Genomic DNA, 16,258 nt, shown 5'->3' with positions numbered 1-16,258 from the left:
AAAGAGAGAAATATAAAAATTAAAAAAGGGGGGAAATAAAGAAGGCTGGAAGTTACCAGGCTTACTTCTTTCGGTTATTTAGTCTCAAGGTTCAGAGCCTCTGCAACAAGCTCAATGACGTCCTCGACAACAAGGTCAACTTTGAGTGAGTCCCGACCATCCATCAGGTTTCTCTTACAGAATGGGCAGCAGCTGGAAAGGATATCTGCCTTGGTATCAAGAGCATCCTTAACCCTGGATTCTGCGACTGCCATAGCAAGATCAGGGAGACCTGCCTTTACACCACCGCCAGCTCCACAGCAGCGCTGGAATTCTTTTATTCTGTCCATCTCGACAAACTTAACACCTGGAATGTGGGATAGCACATATCTGGGGGCATCAAAGACGCCTACGTGACGGCCAAGGTGGCAGGGGTCGTGGTAAGTAACGGTCTTGTTAATAGACTTCTCCCATTTAATTTTGCCTTCTTTTATCAAGCCTGCAAGGAACTCTGAAACGTGGACAACCTCAAAAGGCAGCTCTTTGCCGAGAAGCCTGGGCCAGTCGACCTTTGCAGCGCGGAAACAACCTGCACATGCAAAAAGGACCTTCTTGGCACCCTTCTTCTGGATAGCTTCAACATTGTGTTTCGCAAGTTCGTAGGGCACGTTATTGATATGTGCCTGACCTGTCCTGATAAGGGCTGAGCCACAGCACCATTCATCTTCACCAAGCATAGCAAACTTAATACCCAGTTTGTTGAGCACACGTGAGGTCGCAAAGGCTAAGGCGAGCTGATTATATCCTGCAGTACAGCCGGTGAAGTAGACAATATCGGCTTTGTCTTCAATTTTCACATCTGGGGGAACCCAGGCAAGCCTGTCTTTTTGATCCTTCATGTAAGGGTTGCGGTACTGCCCAATAAGTTTCGGGAACATGTTCTGCTTCCCATAAGGACCTATACCTTTCTTTACAAGGTTTGCTCTCATAGATTCCCAGAGTTCCACGGTGTTAATGCCTGCTTCACAGACAGTTGAACAGATACCGCAGGTAGTACAGCCGTGCACATCATCCTTGAATTCTTCAAGCTCTGAAATTGGGATTTCCTGCGGACCAAAGAGCCTTGCCTTAAGTCCGTAGGACTTGTTCATGTATTGCCTCCAGCGCAGGATCTTGTCTCTAGGGGCTAATCCTGGCTTCTCGCCAGAAGCGGCATAAGTTGGACACCATTTTACACATTCACCGCAGCGAACACAGGCATCAAGTTCCATAAGCTGGACTGCAGTGAGATTCTTTGTATCGATTGAAGGGTTACGTTTTGCCATTTTATTACTCGCCTCCTTTGTTTGCAAGTAATGCAAGCGGTATGGCGATTATGTGAATATATTTACTGTATGGAATAAATGCAATACAGAAGAGCAGGGAAATTACGGAATGGAAGAGTGCTGCTGGGGGAGCTAATGAGGGGTCAAGCCCAAAGTCCCAGATAAGTCCTGTTCGGATCCCATCAGCAAGAAAACCGGAAATAGTAACTAAGAAAACTACTCCGATCAAAACCCAATCATACATAATAGAAGCTTCCCTGACTTCAGATACAAACAGTCTTCTTACTATTGCTATAAGAACCCCTATAAGCAGGATATATCCGAAGATATAGTTCGGAATGGAGAGCCATTCTCTAAACATATGGGGGGTAAACGGGAGTTCAATTCCGATCATATGAGTCAATTCAACTGAAAACATGAGTCCTGATAGAGCAAAGAGGGTCATCCAGCCCGCGAAAATCAAGATGTGCATGACCCAGCGAAGACCGCTTCTCTTGAGAATTCTCCTCTGGAAAAGGATGTCAAGAATGAGAATCTCAAGGATGGGCTTTCCATGACCATGGGGAGATTTTTCAGTTACCTGTTTCCACCAGGTCTTTAAGAATGTGATTGCACTTCCTCTCTTTCCTTCCTGAGGCTCAAGAGCGTAACCTGTGGCTCCTGACCCCCATTTCTGCAAGGTAATAATCATACCATATAAGAAAATCACAATGGCTATTGCGCTAAGTATCATCATCTGGACAAATGTGATTCTCAGTGCATCCGAGAGCCCAGAAAAATAAACCATTTCCTCACTAATAATTTCTTCCTCCTATGTATAGATCAAAAACTGGGAGCTAGTATTGCTTTTACAATTGTCATGTTACAGATGTCAATGATGCGTCTATGATAATAAAGACAGAATGATAACCGCTGCGACTGTTTGCATAAGGTTTGAATATTCTGTAAGTCTTTGTATCTATTATATTTAAACGTTATCTTTATTAATGCAATATATAGAAAAGCCCACTGAGTAGTAAAATGAGAAGAATAGAAGTAATCAAAGAGAGGTAGAAAAAAGTAAAACTGGAAAATATAATATTTAAATTATAAAATATAAATTATAAATTAATTATATAAAACCTTTTCAGTCTGGAAAGTAAGAAATCAAACTAAAAAAATATGAAAAGCAAAAGTGAGGAAAAGAAAAATTAAATTGAAAGCCTCCTCACAATCCTTTTCATAAAACAGTTGCGGCACAAACTTTTTAGAAAAAAGTTTGATCAAAAACCTTTTGAGAAAAGGTTTTATCGAAAACGGCATGACGGCGTGGTCAAGCGGCGCAACGGTTTTGGGAGAGCTCTTCACAATCCTACTTCGGCTTTGAATTTTTCAAGTCCCATCTCGTCAATTACTTCTCCAATTCTTCTTTGCTTTGGATATCCCTTATAGAAGTTAATTATTCTTTCGACAAGTTCTAGAGCCTGCTCTTCCGTAAGATTCTTCGCTACCACATTTCCCAGTCTTGGACGCGGGCCTGCACTGCCTCCTACAGACAGGGTATAGCCTTTTGCCGTGCCCATGAGCCCTATATCCTTTATCATAGGCTCGGAACACGAGTTCGGGCAGCCGGAGACCGCCATCTTGAACTTGGACGGAAGCTGCATCCCGTGATACTTTTCATCTAGCTTTAACCCAAGCCCGACAGCATCCTGCTTGCCCCTCTTGCAGAAGGTAGTTCCGGGACAGATTTTAATACTCCGGACACAGAGCCCTATTGCAGCCCCGGGTTTTAGATTCAGCTCTCCCCATGCCGCATCCAGATCTTCTTCTTTCAACCCTACAATTGCTATTCGCTGAGCTGAAGTTATTTTCAGAGCAGCAGCCCCGTATTTCTCTGCGATGTCAGCTATCTTCCTGAGCGTTTCCGGGTATACAATTCCTCCTGGAATGTGGGGAGCAATTGCATATGTTTCACCATCTCTTTGCAGGATTGCGGCTTTCTCTGGAAGGTCACCTTTCACATATTCACGACTTACCATATTTATACACCCCCTAACTCAATTAATTACATGCCTATTTTAAAATTTATTCATTTAGCTTTTTTTCACAATTCGATTGCTATGTGCCTTATATTTCTATATTCTTTAATCTGAAACCGATATCGGAAAATCGGAAGTAAAGCTAACTCCATAAAACCAATTGGCTCCTGGGTAAATTAGCAGATTACAGTGAATTCCACTTCAGCCCCCTGAAAATTAAACCCCCATCAGAAGGTGAAGAATCCGATATTCCGGCGTTTTTCCTGACTAAGTAAATTTGGGTCCGAAAAAAGATTTCAGATCCAGAGAGTATATCTGCTCGAAACAATATAAAATTGCATCCCTGATGTAACCCAGCCTGTGGTAAAACCAGGGAATTCAATGCAGTAACTTTAGGAAGCCCAGAAAAGTTTCAGGTATGAACCTGGCTCAGATAAATAAGGACTTAAGATTAATATATTTGGGAGGATAAATAAGGCTTCTGAGTTCAACCGGAAAGAACATTACAAAAAAGAAAGGGCTGCAAAATGTGTGTGACTGTCTGTATGGTAGATGCAATCACACTTGAAAACTAATTCTAAAAAAGGATTGAGAGATTTGTCACTTGATATTCGTGTAATACTTGTAGAGCCCATGTATCAGGGAAATGTTGGATCTGTAGCAAGAGCTATGAAAAACTTCGGATACACCGACCTTGTGCTTGTAAATCCCTGTAAACTCGAAGGGGAGGCAAGAGCCATGTCGTCCCATGCAAGAGATGTGCTTGAAAGGGCAAGAATTACCTCTACACTTGAAGAGGCTGTAAAAGGTGCAGATCTGAGGATAGGGACTACCGGAGTGACAAGTTTGAAAACCGGAGAGCACATACGTCTTCCACTTTATACTCCAAGAGAACTCAAAGAGAAATTTAAAGGTTACAGCGGAACAATTGCACTTCTTTTCGGACGCGAAGACAACGGTTTTAGCAATGATGAGCTCAAAAGCTTCGATATGCTCATAACGATTCCGACTTCCGAAATTTATCCAATTATGAATCTTTCACATGCTGTTGCAGTGGTGCTTTATGAACTCTCTGATCTGGAAGGAGGGAACAATCCGCTTGCCGATGGATTTGATCTCCAGCTTCTATATGAGCATTTGGAGAAACTGCTGGAGGAAATCGATTATCGCCCTCATAAAAGAGATAAAACTTTCCTGATGCTGCGGAGGATTCTCGGAAGAGCAGGACTAACTCCAAGGGAAGTTCAGACTTTAAGGGGTGTAATAAGAGGAATTGAGAGAAAAATGGGATATCCGTTAAAAGAGTCCGGAGGTCAAGAACCAAAAATTTCGGAGAGCATGGAAAGGTTCATATGAGAATAAACCTGTTCTTACATCAATTTATTATATGTATTTTTGACTTTTTTAAAGTTTTTTAAGCAAAAAATCTTGTAATGAGAAATGAAAATTTTACTTAAAGCCAGATAGAGAATGATATGACTGAAAGAGAAAGCAAGTGGGATGAAAAGCTAAAAAGGTTTTTTAAAGACTACTACTGGAATGAGATTCTCCAGCTTGCAAACGAGTATCCGGATCAGCGAAGCCTTATCGTGGATTTTACGGACATCGAGAAATTTGACCGAGAATTATCAAAAGAGTTTCTTGAGCATCCAGGAGAACTTATACCGGCGGCTGAGGCTGCCCTGAAAGAAATCGACCTTCCTGTTGAGAAAAACCTTGAACAGGCTCATGTAAGGATAGTAAAAATCCCCAACAGAGTATCTATAAGGGAGCTCAGAAGCAAACATCTATCCCGGTTTGTTGCTGTTGAGGGTATGATAAGGAAAGCAACCGAAGTGAGACCGAGAATTACTAAGGCTGCTTTCCAGTGCCTCAGATGCGGGCATCTGACTATTGTGGAGCAAAACAGTTTCAAATTCGAGGAGCCTTTTGGAGGCTGTGAAAACGATACCTGTGGAAAGAAAGGACCTTTTAAGGTGATAATAGAAGAATCCACTTTTGTTGATGCTCAGAAACTCCAGATTCAGGAATCACCGGAAAACCTAAAAGGAGGTTCCCAGCCCCAGAGCCTTGAAGTAGATTCCGAGGATGACCTGACAGGAAATGTAACTCCCGGAGACAGGGTAATAATTAACGGAATCCTGAAATCCAGGCAGCGCACCCTAAGAGATGGGAAATCCACTTTCTATGATCTTGTACTCGAAGCGAACTCCATAGAACAATTAGATAAGGACTTCGATGAACTTGAGATAACCCCCGAGGACGAAGAAAAGATTCTTGAGCTTTCCCGCGACCCTGAAATTTATGACAAGATTATCCACTCGGTTGCGCCCTCAATCTATGGGTACGAGGATATAAAGGAAGCTCTTGCCCTTCAATTGTTCTCTGGTGTTGTAAAAAACCTTCCTGATGGCTCCAGGATAAGGGGCGATATTCATATTATGCTTGTAGGAGACCCCGGAATCGCAAAATCCCAGCTCCTGCGCTATGTGGTCAAACTTTCTCCAAGAGGTGTATTTACTTCAGGGCGAAGTGCCTCAGCAAGCGGTCTGACTGCGGCTGCCGTAAAAGATGACCTCAATGACGGCAGATGGACAATAGAAGGTGGTGCCCTTGTCATGGCTGATATGGGGATTGCTGCGGTTGACGAAATGGATAAAATGAAAGCTGAGGATAAGAGTGCCCTGCACGAGGCAATGGAACAGCAGACTATAAGTATTGCCAAGGCTGGAATTATTGCAACTTTAAAATCCCGTTGCGCCCTTTTAGGAGCTGCAAACCCGAAATACGGGCGTTTTGATCGGTATGAAGGGCTTGCAGAGCAGATAAGTATGCCGCCAGCACTGCTTTCCCGATTTGACCTTATCTTCGTTTTGCTCGACACTCCTAACTATGCTCAGGACAGCAGGATAGCGAGTCACATTTTACAGTCCCATTATGCAGGAGAACTCTTCGAGCAGCGAGAAAAACTTCCCAGCTCCCAAATTACGGAAGACTTTGTCGACGCCGAAATGGAAGCGATCGAACCTGTGATACAGGCAGATCTCATGCGAAAATACGTTGCATATGCTCGAAAGAATGTATTTCCTGTGATGGAAGAAGATGCCAGAGCTCATCTGATAAAGTTTTATACGGACCTTCGAAAAACAGGAGAGGGCAAAAACACCCCTGTGCCTGTAACTGCCAGACAGCTTGAAGCCCTTGTCCGTCTTTCGGAAGCAAGCGCAAGAGTCCGTCTGAGCAATACAGTTACACTTGAAGACACAAAAAGAACTATCAGAATAGTTATGAACTGCTTGAAAAATGTGGGTGTCGACCCGGAAACTGGAGCCCTTGATGCGGATATAATTGCATCTGGCACAAGCATGAGCCAGAGAAACAAGATAAAAATCCTAAAAGAGATAATCAAAAAAGTGAGCGAAAAGTATCCGGGAGCTAAAGCCCCTCTGGAAGAGGTTTATGCTATAGCTGAAAAGGAGCACGGGATAGACCGAACTCATGCCGAGGAGAATATAAGAAAAATGAAGCAGAGAGGAGACCTGCTCTCCCCAGACCAGAACCATGTCAGGCTTGTTTAATCTGATACAGGGCAAAGCGCTGGAAATTCTACAATAACTTTCAAGATCCCATGATAAGAAAAAAGAGCATCTACAGAATAATTATGTAAGGACGGTTAAGCTGTAAATACTAAAAGGGCATTACTATTTAAAAGGGAGAATATGTATTTAAAAATCTACAAAAATGGGGAGCATGTCCTTGTTGCAGCCTGTGACAGAGAAGTGCTCGGAAGGACCCTGAAATACGGGAATACCGTAGTTGAGATCAACAGGGTCTTTTATGAAGGGGAACATGTTTCCGGAGAAAAGCTACAGGAAGCTCTACAAGAAGCTACGACTGCAAACCTCTTTGGAGAAAAAACGATAGAGTGTGCCATAAAATATGGGTTAATCGATCCGGATTCCGTGATGATAATCGATAATGTGCCCCATGCCCAGATCTTCAGGGTTTAACTCGATATTGCGTGACTGGTTCCTGGAGAAGCTGAGTCAGCGACAGCTAGTATTACTGGCATTCAGGGCTAATTATATAGGGAATAAAACAGCCTATGTATAAATAATAAATGCAGATTGTGATACTGTGACTGAAAACATTGAAGAAGCCGGAATCAGAGTGTTGACAGAAGGGGAACTGATCTCCGCAGCTGTGGAAAAACACAGACGGTTTCTGGAAGAGGCTAGAAAGGAATTTGCAGAGCTGGACAGTAAGCTGACCCAGATTGAAGAAGACATAAAAAATGTAAAGAATTCCAGAATCCGAATGGAAGAGAGAAAAGAAGTTCTCAAGGAGAAACGCCAGCAGTTCTACCATCAAGCCGAAACAATCCTTGAAAAAGAGATCTTCCTGAAGCTGGATACAATTACTGCCAGAAAACTTCAGGAAGAACTTAAAAAGCTCAAAGGACAGATAGAGCCCGAAGAGGAACAAAGACTTAAGGACTATTTTATTGAAAACCTGCGCGAGATTGTTCAGGCAACAGGAAGTGAAGAGAATATTCTCCTGCAGGTCGATGCCAGAATGGAAGAAGCCAGGAATGCAAATCAAGAACTAAAAGAAATAATCCAGTCTGAAAAGCAGCTTGTAGAGGATGACGGAAGCAAGAATGAAAAGATTTCAAAAAGCAGATCCCAGCTTAAACGATTAAGCACTAAAATAAAAAACCACGAAGAAGCCTTGAATTACTGGGAAAAATTGAAAGCATAACCTTCTTCGAAAACACGGGGTGAGACACATGACCAACGACGTTTCAACTACAGAAATTGCAACGGCCGACCTTTCAAACCTTAACGAACGGGAGCTGAAGAGCAAAATAAACGAGCTCAGGAGCAAGATAGAGAAAAGCGAAAGACAGTTGGCTTCGATTTTTAAGGAACTGAAAATGAATAGAGCCGATATCGAGGAACTGAAAGAAAAGAGAGACTCTCTGAACCAGCAGGTTAAGGAAAAGGTTGCAAAAGCACAGGAATTGAGAGATAAACGGGATGAGATTAACAAAATAATCAGCGAGTATAAGGAGAAAAGAAGTGAAGTAAACTCAAAGACACAAGAACTGTTTTCAGGGATTGCGGAACTCAAGGAACAGCGGGACGAATGGAATAAACTTTCTCACGGAAGTGTGGAATCTCTCACAAAGGCTTATGAAGCCGAACTTGACTCTTTTCTTAACAAAGAACTGCCTCTTGCTGTGGAAATTAAAATTTTCCAGAAATTGAATGACCTCAGTAAACGCCTGCAAGCTGCAAAGAAGGCAAATGAACTGCATGCACAAATTCAGGAGAGGTATAAACAGTCAAAAGGAATTCACAAAAAAGGGGATGAATTCCATGAAAAAATTCAGGCTCTTTCAGAAGAATCTCAGGCATACCACCTGGAAATGCTTGAAAATTTCAAATCTGCTGATGAGATTCGGAAAGAGGCAAACATGTACCATGCCCAGCTTACTGATAAAATCATGAATATAAATTCAATCAAAGAAAAAATTGACCCGCTTAAAAACAGCATCGCTAGCAGCCGTAAGGAACTCTCTTTATATCTTGACAGGTTAAAAGACCTGCAGCTTACAAAAGACGAGCACAAAGTAAGCCAAAAACACAGCGATGCCCGCGAGAAACTTCAGAAAAACGCTCGCCTGACTCTTGAAGATCTAAAACTTCTTATCGAGAGAGGAGACGTAAAATTTTCCAACGAATAAGCACTCGGGAAATTCACAGGAAGCTGGCGAGAAAAATCAGTTCTGGGAAAAATTAGTTTCAGAGAAAAATCAGTTTCAGAGAAAAGTCAGTTTCAGAGGAAAAATCGGTTTTAGAGAAAACTGCATCCGGCTTATAAATTTTAACTAAATTTCTTTTTGCCGTCCAGCGTTAAAAAAGTTATTTTCCCTTCCTTTTTCCTGCAAAGAAACCTGTCGCCAGAAGCACGGTACCCAGTCCCAAGAGGAAGAGAGGCATATCAAAATCCTTTGCCTGCGGTTCCATTTCAGGGTAGTCGGGGGAGACGTTTTTTTCCGAAACATTCTCATGCGATTCGACTGGGTTTTGAGGCATGGGAAGCCTGGTATCAAGATACTGGTATACAGGTGAGAACCTGACCAGTACTCCATCCGCTCCTGCGTATATCGTATTCACAGTCAGATTAAGGATTTCAGTGGAATTCTGCATATATACGAACTGGGAGCCTTCAGTGACAATTGCATCCTGAAGGGGAACTCCTTTTCTGCTAAGTTCAACCCAGACTCTTTTGCCTTCAGTATCAGTACCCTTTATATAAAGCTGATAATCCTGCAAGAAGGTGTAAGAGCTACCTGACCTTAAGTAAATCTCTTCTCCATCGATTAAGATGATGGTAAGTTTTTCTTTATTGTCAGCGGCTAAACTAGGTGACATGGAGTAAAAGAGAACTGAAAAACATAAAGAGATAAGGAGTAAAAAGGAAAATACAGGAGCGAAGTTTATCTTCTTATTTTCCTTCCTTCCAGGTTTATCTGGGACGCGCATAAATGCATCTGCCTGCAATAATTTCTTCTTTTGTATCGTCAGCTTTTTTAATTACTAGAGCTCCGTCGGGGGTTATTCCTATGGCTTTTCCTTCAATTATTCGTGAAGGCGTTGTGACCTTTACCTCTTTTCCTATAGTATCGGAAAGAGCAAGCCATTCGTTGAGAATATGTGAGAACGGACGGATCTTGAAATTTATGTATTGCTGCTCGAGCTCGAAGAGCAAATCCTGAAGGAACGAAACTCTCTTTATATGTCTTCCAAGCTCAACTTTCAAAGTTGTAGAGCCTGCACGGATAGATTCCGGGATATCCTTTAAATCCATGTTTACATTGATCCCTATTCCAACCACAACATAGTCTACTCTATCCACTTCAGCCTTTGCCTCAGTAAGAATTCCGCAAACCTTTTTTCCATTTATTCGGACATCATTTGGCCATTTAATGCTGGCGTCAAGGCCCATATTACGAATAACATTTGCAACCGCAAGCCCTGCAATCAGGGTAAGCCTTGAGGCGTGCCTGAGAGGAATTCCGGGTTTCAGGATTACTGACATCCAGATCCCGCCGTGAGGAGAGACCCATTCTCTGCCCATCCTTCCCCGGCCTCCTTTTTGCACTTCGGCAATTACAAGTGTTCCTTCTTCTTCCGATGCTGCAATCTCTTTTGCAATATTATTTGTTGAAGTTACTTCTTCGAAATAATGAATTTTTTTCCCCAGAAGGGTTGTCTTGAGCCCCATCTGGATTTCTTCCGGGTACAGGAGTTGGGGTACGGATTTCAAGACATATCCTCTTTTCGGAGATGATTCTATTTCATAGCCATCCGCCTGAAGGGATTTGATATACTTCCAGACCATTGTCCTTGAGATCCCTAACTTGAGCCCCAATTCCTCTCCGGAAACAGGGCTTTTCTGTGCATCTTTAAGTGCCTTGATAATCCGAGATCTTTTGTCTCCCATCCGTGCACCCCATACAAATGTATACGCTCCACCGTATATAATTATTTAGTTCAAACTGTTTCATATCTAACTGTCAGAAGTTCTGTCCCTGTTTCTCAGGAGGACATCTTTCAGCGCTGCCTTTTTTGTGCCATGCTCACATAGGCGTGTACAGCAGCAGTGATAGCTGCAACTTTTTTGTCTTTTGCTTCAAGAGCTGAGGCAAGAGTAGCTCCCTTTTCAGCATCCGCTTTGACGACCTCTTCAACTGACTCCATAATCTTCTGATCTTCGATAAAAGACGTTGTAAGGTCACCTCTGCGGAAAGCCGGGTTGCGCATAACTGCCTTGTGGAAAGGAATATTGGTTTTTACTCCAACAATCACATATTCATAAAGCGCTCGTTCCATCCTGGCAATCGCTGCATCTCTTGTCTTTGCCCAGACACAAAGCTTCGAGATCATCGAGTCGTAGTATGGAGAGATCGTGTAACCTGTATGTACTCCGCTATCCACCCTAACTCCAGGACCGCCTGCAGACCGATATCCCCGGATCTTTCCAGGAGAAGGTGCAAAATCATTTAACGGATCTTCCGCGTTGATCCTGCACTCGATAGCATGCCCGTTAATGGTGATATCTTCCTGCTTAAGCTCAAGTTTTTCTCCCCAGGCTATCCTTAACTGTTCCCTTACGATGTCAACACCAGTTACCATTTCGGTTATCCCGTGTTCGACCTGCAGGCGAGTATTGACCTCAAGGAAATAGAAGTTGCCCTTTGAATAAAGAAACTCCACTGTGCCAGCGTTTACATAACCAATTGTCTTTGCTACTCTGACTGCAGCTTCTCCCATCTTTGCCCTGAGTTCAGGGGTCATGATAGGAGAAGGAGCTTCCTCAATGAGCTTCTGATGCCTTCTCTGGATGGAACACTCTCTATCTGAGAGGTAAATTGTGTTTCCATACCCATCTGCCAGAATCTGAATTTCTATGTGCCTTGGTTCTTCTGCATATTTTTCGATGAAGACCGAGGAGTCCCCAAAAGCCGAGCCAGCCATTTGTCTGGTTGAGCTAAGTGCGGCGGCAAGTTCATCCCTGCAATGTACCACTTTCATTCCAATTCCGCCGCCTCCTGCCGAGGCTTTGATCAGGACAGGATAGCCAATTTCTTCCGCTATCTTCAGAGCCTCATCCACATCCTCAACTGCATCCATCGTTCCAGGCACTACAGGCACGCCAGCCTTCATCATAAGGTTCCTTGCCCTTATCTTGCTTCCCATCTCGGCAATCACATGACTGGGGGGCCCTATGAAAACAATTCCTTCTTCTTCACAGCGTTTTGCAAAGACAGGGTTTTCGGAAAGGAGGCCGTAGCCCGGATGAATTGCTTCAGCTCCTGTGCTTTTTGCAACTGCAAGGATAGCCTCCATATTCAGATAGCTCTGGCTGGAAGGAGCCGGGCCTATCAGGTAGGCCTCATCAGCATACTTGGCAAAAAGGGCATTTTTGTCAGCTTCCGAACAGACTGCGACTGTAGAGATACCGAGTTCTCGGCAGGCACGCATAACCCTTATCGCAATCTCACCGCGGTTTGCGACGAGTACTTTTTTGAACATGATACCTTTCACCTCGTCACATTTATTCGATTGACATTATTATGTCACCGGGAGATACAGTGTCACCTTCAGAAACGAAAATTTCTTTTACAATGCCTGAAGTGGGAGCGTGGACAGCATTCTCCATTTTCATAGCTTCGATAATAGCGACTGTATCGCCTTCTGAGACGGTGTCTTCGACCTTGACCTTAAGAGAGAGGATCATGCCCTGCATTGAACTGCATACAGCTCCTTTAACGGACTCGGGATTTGGTTTCTTGGGAGATGCCTCAGATACGGAAATTCCACCGCCCAGCGGCTCAACCTTGACCTCGTAGACCTCATCGTCTACTTCAACCTTGAAATGGTTTGGAATTGCATACTCCTGCTGAACTGAAGGGGGGGTAACGACTGCCAGAGCTTCTTCTTCCATTTCTCCTTTCAGGAATTTGGGGGCTATAGCCGGATAGAGGATATAGGTAAGGATATCTTCCTCGGATTTTGCAATGCCCATCTCCTCAGCCTCCTTTTTCCTTTTTTCATATTCAGGCTTAAGAAGATCGGCAGGGCGGCAGTGAATAGGTTCCTCATCTCCGATCACTTTGCCTATTATCTCAGGGCTTATGGGAGCAGGAGGTCGCCCGTAAAGTCCACGCACATAGTCCTTTACTTCTTTAGGAATAACCTTATAGCGCTCGCCCATGAGCACGTTAAGCACTGCCTGGGTACCCACTATCTGGCTTGTGGGAGTGACAAGAGGCGGATATCCGAGTTCTTCTCTAACCTTTGGCATCTCCTCAAGAACAGTTTCATACTTATCAAGAGCATTTTGCTCCTTTAATTGAGAAACCAGATTTGAGAGCATCCCTCCCGGGATCTGATAGATAAGGACATTAGTATCGATCTGCTCGGAAATAGGGTCAAGTATACCCCTGTATTTGTCTCTCAAACCTTTAAAGTATTTAACGACCTCTTCAAAAGCTTCGAGATCAAGCCCCGTATCATAAGGAGTGCCTTTAAGGGCAGCTACAACTGTCTCAGTCGGAGGCTGGGAAGTTCCCCAGGCAAGGGGAGAAAGTGCAGTATCCAGAATATCCACCCCTGCCTCACAGGCTGCCATATAACTCATAGGCGCCATTCCTGAGGTACAGTGGCAGTGCAGAGAAATTGGAACGGAGATCTCTTTTTTCATGGAATTTATTATCTGGGTAGCAGCGTTAGGGGAAAGAAGACCTGCCATATCTTTGATGCAGATGGAATCGCACTCAAGTTCTTGAAGCTGTTTTGCAAGCTCAACATATTTCTCAACAGTGTGCACTGGACTTATTGTATAGCAGACTGTACCCTGAACGTGAGCACCAAGCTTTTTTGCTACCTTGATAGAGAATTCCATGTTCCGGATATCATTAACCGCATCAAAAATCCGGAAAACGTCAATTCCATTCTGGTAGGACTTAGTAACGAATTTCTCGACCACATCATCCGAATAGTGCCTGTACCCTACAAGGTTTTGACCCCTGAGCAGCATCTGTGCATAGGTATTGCTCAGTCCTTTTTTGATATCCCTTAGCCGCTGCCATGGATCTTCATTAAGGTAGCGAATACAGCTGTCAAAGGTAGCACCTCCCCACATTTCGAGGGAGAAATACCCGATCTGGTCCAGCTGCTCAACCACTTCGAGCATATCTCTTGTCCGCATTCTGGTTGCCAGGAGGGACTGATGTGCATCCCGGAGAATGGTTTCGGTAATTTTTACACTCATGGATGAACCTCTTAAAAGCGAATCAAGATAACCGGGTTTACCATTCTTGACAGTATATTTTGAATGGTTTTCCAGAGGGCTTCGTTTAATATCCCAGAAATATATCGGTTAATACTTTGATCCGGTTTGAGTAAAGTGAATTAAATTTCTAATTGTAATTTTAGCATGATTTCTTGCGGTTTTGCCGGGAAAAGGGTTTATATTATTCGGTTTAACCGGCTTTCTGAAACCACAATCAGAGGAAATCAATTTTATAGTCTTAAACGCAGTACTCAACTAATCTGCGTTGATAAGAATCCTTTAATATACCATTGTTAACAAGTATATACTTTTTGGTTGTTGACATTAAAAAAAGTAGTTTTATGAAGATGTTTTTGATTTATGAAACAGATTGAATTTGCAGGAAAGAAGCTTTCTAATTCCTGAAATATTGAGGAACTTATTACTTATTCAGAACTGGTCTTTTTTGGAACGTAACCTGTGAGTATCAAAAATGAGATAAACAAGCAGCAGATATCCAGCAAATAAGCAGTGAACTTTAATCGATGAGGCTGGAAGATAACCGTTGGGCTGCAAAATAATTAAGAGATTGGAGACCAGGAAAGATTAAACATTTAAAAGGTTAAAAATAAATCAGTTTGAAGTGAAAAATATAAATTTTCCAGGAATTCCACCTGTAATCAAGCTTTCTGTTTTCTTCCTACAAAGAACCACTGATCGTAAGTCCCCTCAGAGTCTGTGTTATCTACAATCTCCCCTTCGACTCCCATCCTGAGCAAAGCCCTGGCAAGAATCTCAATCTCAGGTTTGCTGCTGACTGTAAAAAGTATGAGACCGCCCTCTTTTGCAACCGAGACTGCTTCTCTCATAATGCCTATCCAGAGTTCTTTATTAAATTCATAGACAAGCCCCAGCATAAATCCCATTACTGCATCAAAGCTTCCAGGCTCAAAATATCGTGAAAGGGTGGTTGCGTCCATTACAATCGTTTTTCTGGGGTTTAAAACTCCCTGCTCAAGCCCCTGGCAGACTGCGCATTTATTGATTTCTACAGCCAGTGGGTCAAGCCCGAGTCTGTAAAGGGCAATTGTAGACATCCCGTTTCCACAACAAACCTCAAGAACCTTGCCTTCAGGATAAAAACCCTTTTCTTGAAGAATATCAAAAACTTCTGCTACTCTTCGCACACGATTTTCGGAAAAAACACTTTCATAAGACTCGGGCTTAACAGAACAGCCCTCACAAAGGTTACGGTTTACAAGCATAAGGGAGTAATATTCATTGACGGCATCTCGCCAACTTTCCGAAGAGACCTCAATATCTTTCTCAGGTAGATTAAAAGCAAGAAGAGAATCCATAAGAACCTCAAAGTCTTTCTTTGAGCGAGTTTCCGCAAGAGCGCCTGTAAAAACCGACCAGAAATTCACAGGGACTTCCTCATCTGCCTGATTAAAAACCAGTATCCCGAGCGTATGCTCTCCTTCCCGGACCCTCAATAGTCGTATCTGCCCTTCCTCTGCAAACTTCCGTACCCCCTTAAGATAATCAAGCGTACGCTTGAGAGTCCTCTGGGCGAGATAACTTTCCTCTACAAAATAGATCTCTTCATCAATGCCAAGGAGTTCCTGTAAAAGCATATCTGATTAGATTCGGATAATCTCATATCAAGATTTCGAAAAAGAAAGCTTCACCTGAGACATTCAAGCCTCAATAACCGTTAAACGCTGATCTGTCAGAAAAACATACCTGCTGTCATTATCATCAGCAAAGAAATCTAATCAATAGTTATAACCACGATACATATCAGAATCATAGAAAATATCCTTCCAACCACTCAATAATAAAACCTCTTGAGCTCAACCGCTGTGCCGCGACTCTCGTACCCATCGATCGCACCGGAAGGTTTGAAATAAGGTTCTCAAATCCAAAAGGCATGCCGAAATTGTTGCGCCGGTTTATCACCAAGCGTTGCGCCGCTTGACCACGCCGTTGCTCGGGGTTTTCGCTCAAGCCTTTTTTGAAAAGGCTTGTGATCAAACTTTTTTCTAAAAAGTTTGCGCTCAAGAAGTTTTTTCAAAAGGTTTATGA

Annotated in this window: 13 protein-coding genes; 5 read left to right on the top strand and 8 right to left on the bottom strand. The window is 43.1% G+C overall.

What is annotated here, in order from left to right; all coding sequences use genetic code 11:
- Positions 1–74: 74 nt before the first annotated feature.
- The 3 genes from hdrD to MSTHT_RS11885 all read right to left on the bottom strand — a co-directional run bounded on the left by hdrD (position 75) and on the right by MSTHT_RS11885 (position 3,325).
- Positions 75–1,304: a dihydromethanophenazine:CoB--CoM heterodisulfide reductase subunit HdrD gene (gene hdrD / locus MSTHT_RS11900; RefSeq protein ID WP_048167969.1), complete on the bottom strand. Its 1,230-nt coding sequence runs from the start codon at positions 1,302–1,304 to the stop codon at positions 75–77.
- Between the two features lie 4 nt (positions 1,305–1,308).
- Complete coding sequence (hdrE, locus tag MSTHT_RS11895) at positions 1,309–2,091, bottom strand: dihydromethanophenazine:CoB--CoM heterodisulfide reductase subunit HdrE (protein ID WP_048167968.1); 783 nt, start codon at positions 2,089–2,091, stop codon at positions 1,309–1,311.
- A 556-nt stretch (positions 2,092–2,647) separates the two neighbouring features.
- Positions 2,648–3,325, bottom strand: a complete 678-nt coding sequence (locus tag MSTHT_RS11885) for a nitrite/sulfite reductase domain-containing protein (protein ID WP_048167966.1) — start codon at positions 3,323–3,325, stop codon at positions 2,648–2,650.
- 597 nt (positions 3,326–3,922) lie between these two features.
- Between MSTHT_RS11885 and MSTHT_RS11880 the strand changes: the two genes are divergently transcribed.
- The 5 genes from MSTHT_RS11880 to MSTHT_RS11860 all read left to right on the top strand — a co-directional run bounded on the left by MSTHT_RS11880 (position 3,923) and on the right by MSTHT_RS11860 (position 9,074).
- Positions 3,923–4,681, top strand: coding sequence for an RNA methyltransferase (locus MSTHT_RS11880; protein WP_048167965.1), 759 nt, complete (start codon positions 3,923–3,925; stop codon positions 4,679–4,681).
- A 119-nt stretch (positions 4,682–4,800) separates the two neighbouring features.
- Positions 4,801–6,903 (top strand): minichromosome maintenance protein MCM, encoded by a 2,103-nt coding sequence (locus MSTHT_RS11875; RefSeq protein WP_048167964.1) that lies wholly within the window; start codon positions 4,801–4,803, stop codon positions 6,901–6,903.
- 141 nt (positions 6,904–7,044) lie between these two features.
- Complete coding sequence (locus MSTHT_RS11870; protein ID WP_048167963.1) at positions 7,045–7,335, top strand: DUF424 domain-containing protein; 291 nt, start codon at positions 7,045–7,047, stop codon at positions 7,333–7,335.
- 127 nt (positions 7,336–7,462) lie between these two features.
- On the top strand, positions 7,463–8,086 hold the full coding sequence (locus tag MSTHT_RS11865) for a hypothetical protein (RefSeq protein ID WP_048167962.1): 624 nt from the start codon (positions 7,463–7,465) through the stop codon (positions 8,084–8,086).
- Positions 8,087–8,114: 28 nt separating this feature from the next.
- Positions 8,115–9,074: a coiled-coil protein gene (locus MSTHT_RS11860; RefSeq protein WP_048167961.1), complete on the top strand. Its 960-nt coding sequence runs from the start codon at positions 8,115–8,117 to the stop codon at positions 9,072–9,074.
- A 178-nt stretch (positions 9,075–9,252) separates the two neighbouring features.
- Here MSTHT_RS11860 and MSTHT_RS11855 read toward each other — a convergent pair whose 3' ends face one another.
- From MSTHT_RS11855 to MSTHT_RS11835, 5 genes are all read right to left on the bottom strand, one after another.
- A complete protein-coding gene (locus MSTHT_RS11855) occupies positions 9,253–9,765 on the bottom strand; it encodes an S-layer protein domain-containing protein (protein ID WP_231588088.1) in 513 nt (170 codons plus the stop codon).
- 94 nt (positions 9,766–9,859) lie between these two features.
- Positions 9,860–10,837, bottom strand: a complete 978-nt coding sequence (locus MSTHT_RS11850) for a biotin--[acetyl-CoA-carboxylase] ligase (protein WP_048167959.1) — start codon at positions 10,835–10,837, stop codon at positions 9,860–9,862.
- A 110-nt stretch (positions 10,838–10,947) separates the two neighbouring features.
- The gene (locus MSTHT_RS11845; RefSeq protein WP_048167958.1) at positions 10,948–12,429 is read right to left on the bottom strand and encodes an acetyl-CoA carboxylase biotin carboxylase subunit; all 1,482 of its coding nucleotides are present in this window, start codon (positions 12,427–12,429) and stop codon (positions 10,948–10,950) included.
- 22 nt (positions 12,430–12,451) lie between these two features.
- Entirely contained in the window at positions 12,452–14,170 is a 1,719-nt protein-coding gene (gene oadA, locus MSTHT_RS11840) for a sodium-extruding oxaloacetate decarboxylase subunit alpha (RefSeq protein WP_048167957.1), read from the bottom strand.
- Between the two features lie 680 nt (positions 14,171–14,850).
- Complete coding sequence (locus MSTHT_RS11835; protein ID WP_048167956.1) at positions 14,851–15,807, bottom strand: class I SAM-dependent methyltransferase; 957 nt, start codon at positions 15,805–15,807, stop codon at positions 14,851–14,853.
- Positions 15,808–16,258: the final 451 nt, after the last annotated feature.

Source organism: Methanosarcina thermophila TM-1 (assembly GCF_000969885.1).
Classification (GTDB): domain Archaea; phylum Halobacteriota; class Methanosarcinia; order Methanosarcinales; family Methanosarcinaceae; genus Methanosarcina; species Methanosarcina thermophila.
Note: the sequence above shows the minus strand (reverse complement) of the source record. Positions and strands in the feature narration are given on the sequence as shown.

Bases quoted from the DNA above. Each gene is read 5' to 3' on its own strand.
- MSTHT_RS11855 (WP_231588088.1), bottom strand. From the start codon at position 9,765: ATGTCACCTAGTTTAGCCGCTGACAATAAAGAAAAACTTACCATCATC.
- MSTHT_RS11860 (WP_048167961.1), top strand. From the start codon at position 8,115: ATGACCAACGACGTTTCAACTACAGAAATTGCAACGGCCGACCTTTCA.
- MSTHT_RS11885 (WP_048167966.1), bottom strand. From the start codon at position 3,325: ATGGTAAGTCGTGAATATGTGAAAGGTGACCTTCCAGAGAAAGCCGCA.
- MSTHT_RS11845 (WP_048167958.1), bottom strand. From the start codon at position 12,429: ATGTTCAAAAAAGTACTCGTCGCAAACCGCGGTGAGATTGCGATAAGG.
- MSTHT_RS11870 (WP_048167963.1), top strand. From the start codon at position 7,045: ATGTATTTAAAAATCTACAAAAATGGGGAGCATGTCCTTGTTGCAGCC.
- oadA (WP_048167957.1), bottom strand. From the start codon at position 14,170: ATGAGTGTAAAAATTACCGAAACCATTCTCCGGGATGCACATCAGTCC.
- MSTHT_RS11850 (WP_048167959.1), bottom strand. From the start codon at position 10,837: ATGGGAGACAAAAGATCTCGGATTATCAAGGCACTTAAAGATGCACAG.
- MSTHT_RS11835 (WP_048167956.1), bottom strand. From the start codon at position 15,807: ATGCTTTTACAGGAACTCCTTGGCATTGATGAAGAGATCTATTTTGTA.
- hdrD (WP_048167969.1), bottom strand. From the start codon at position 1,304: ATGGCAAAACGTAACCCTTCAATCGATACAAAGAATCTCACTGCAGTC.
- hdrE (WP_048167968.1), bottom strand. From the start codon at position 2,091: ATGGTTTATTTTTCTGGGCTCTCGGATGCACTGAGAATCACATTTGTC.
- MSTHT_RS11875 (WP_048167964.1), top strand. From the start codon at position 4,801: ATGACTGAAAGAGAAAGCAAGTGGGATGAAAAGCTAAAAAGGTTTTTT.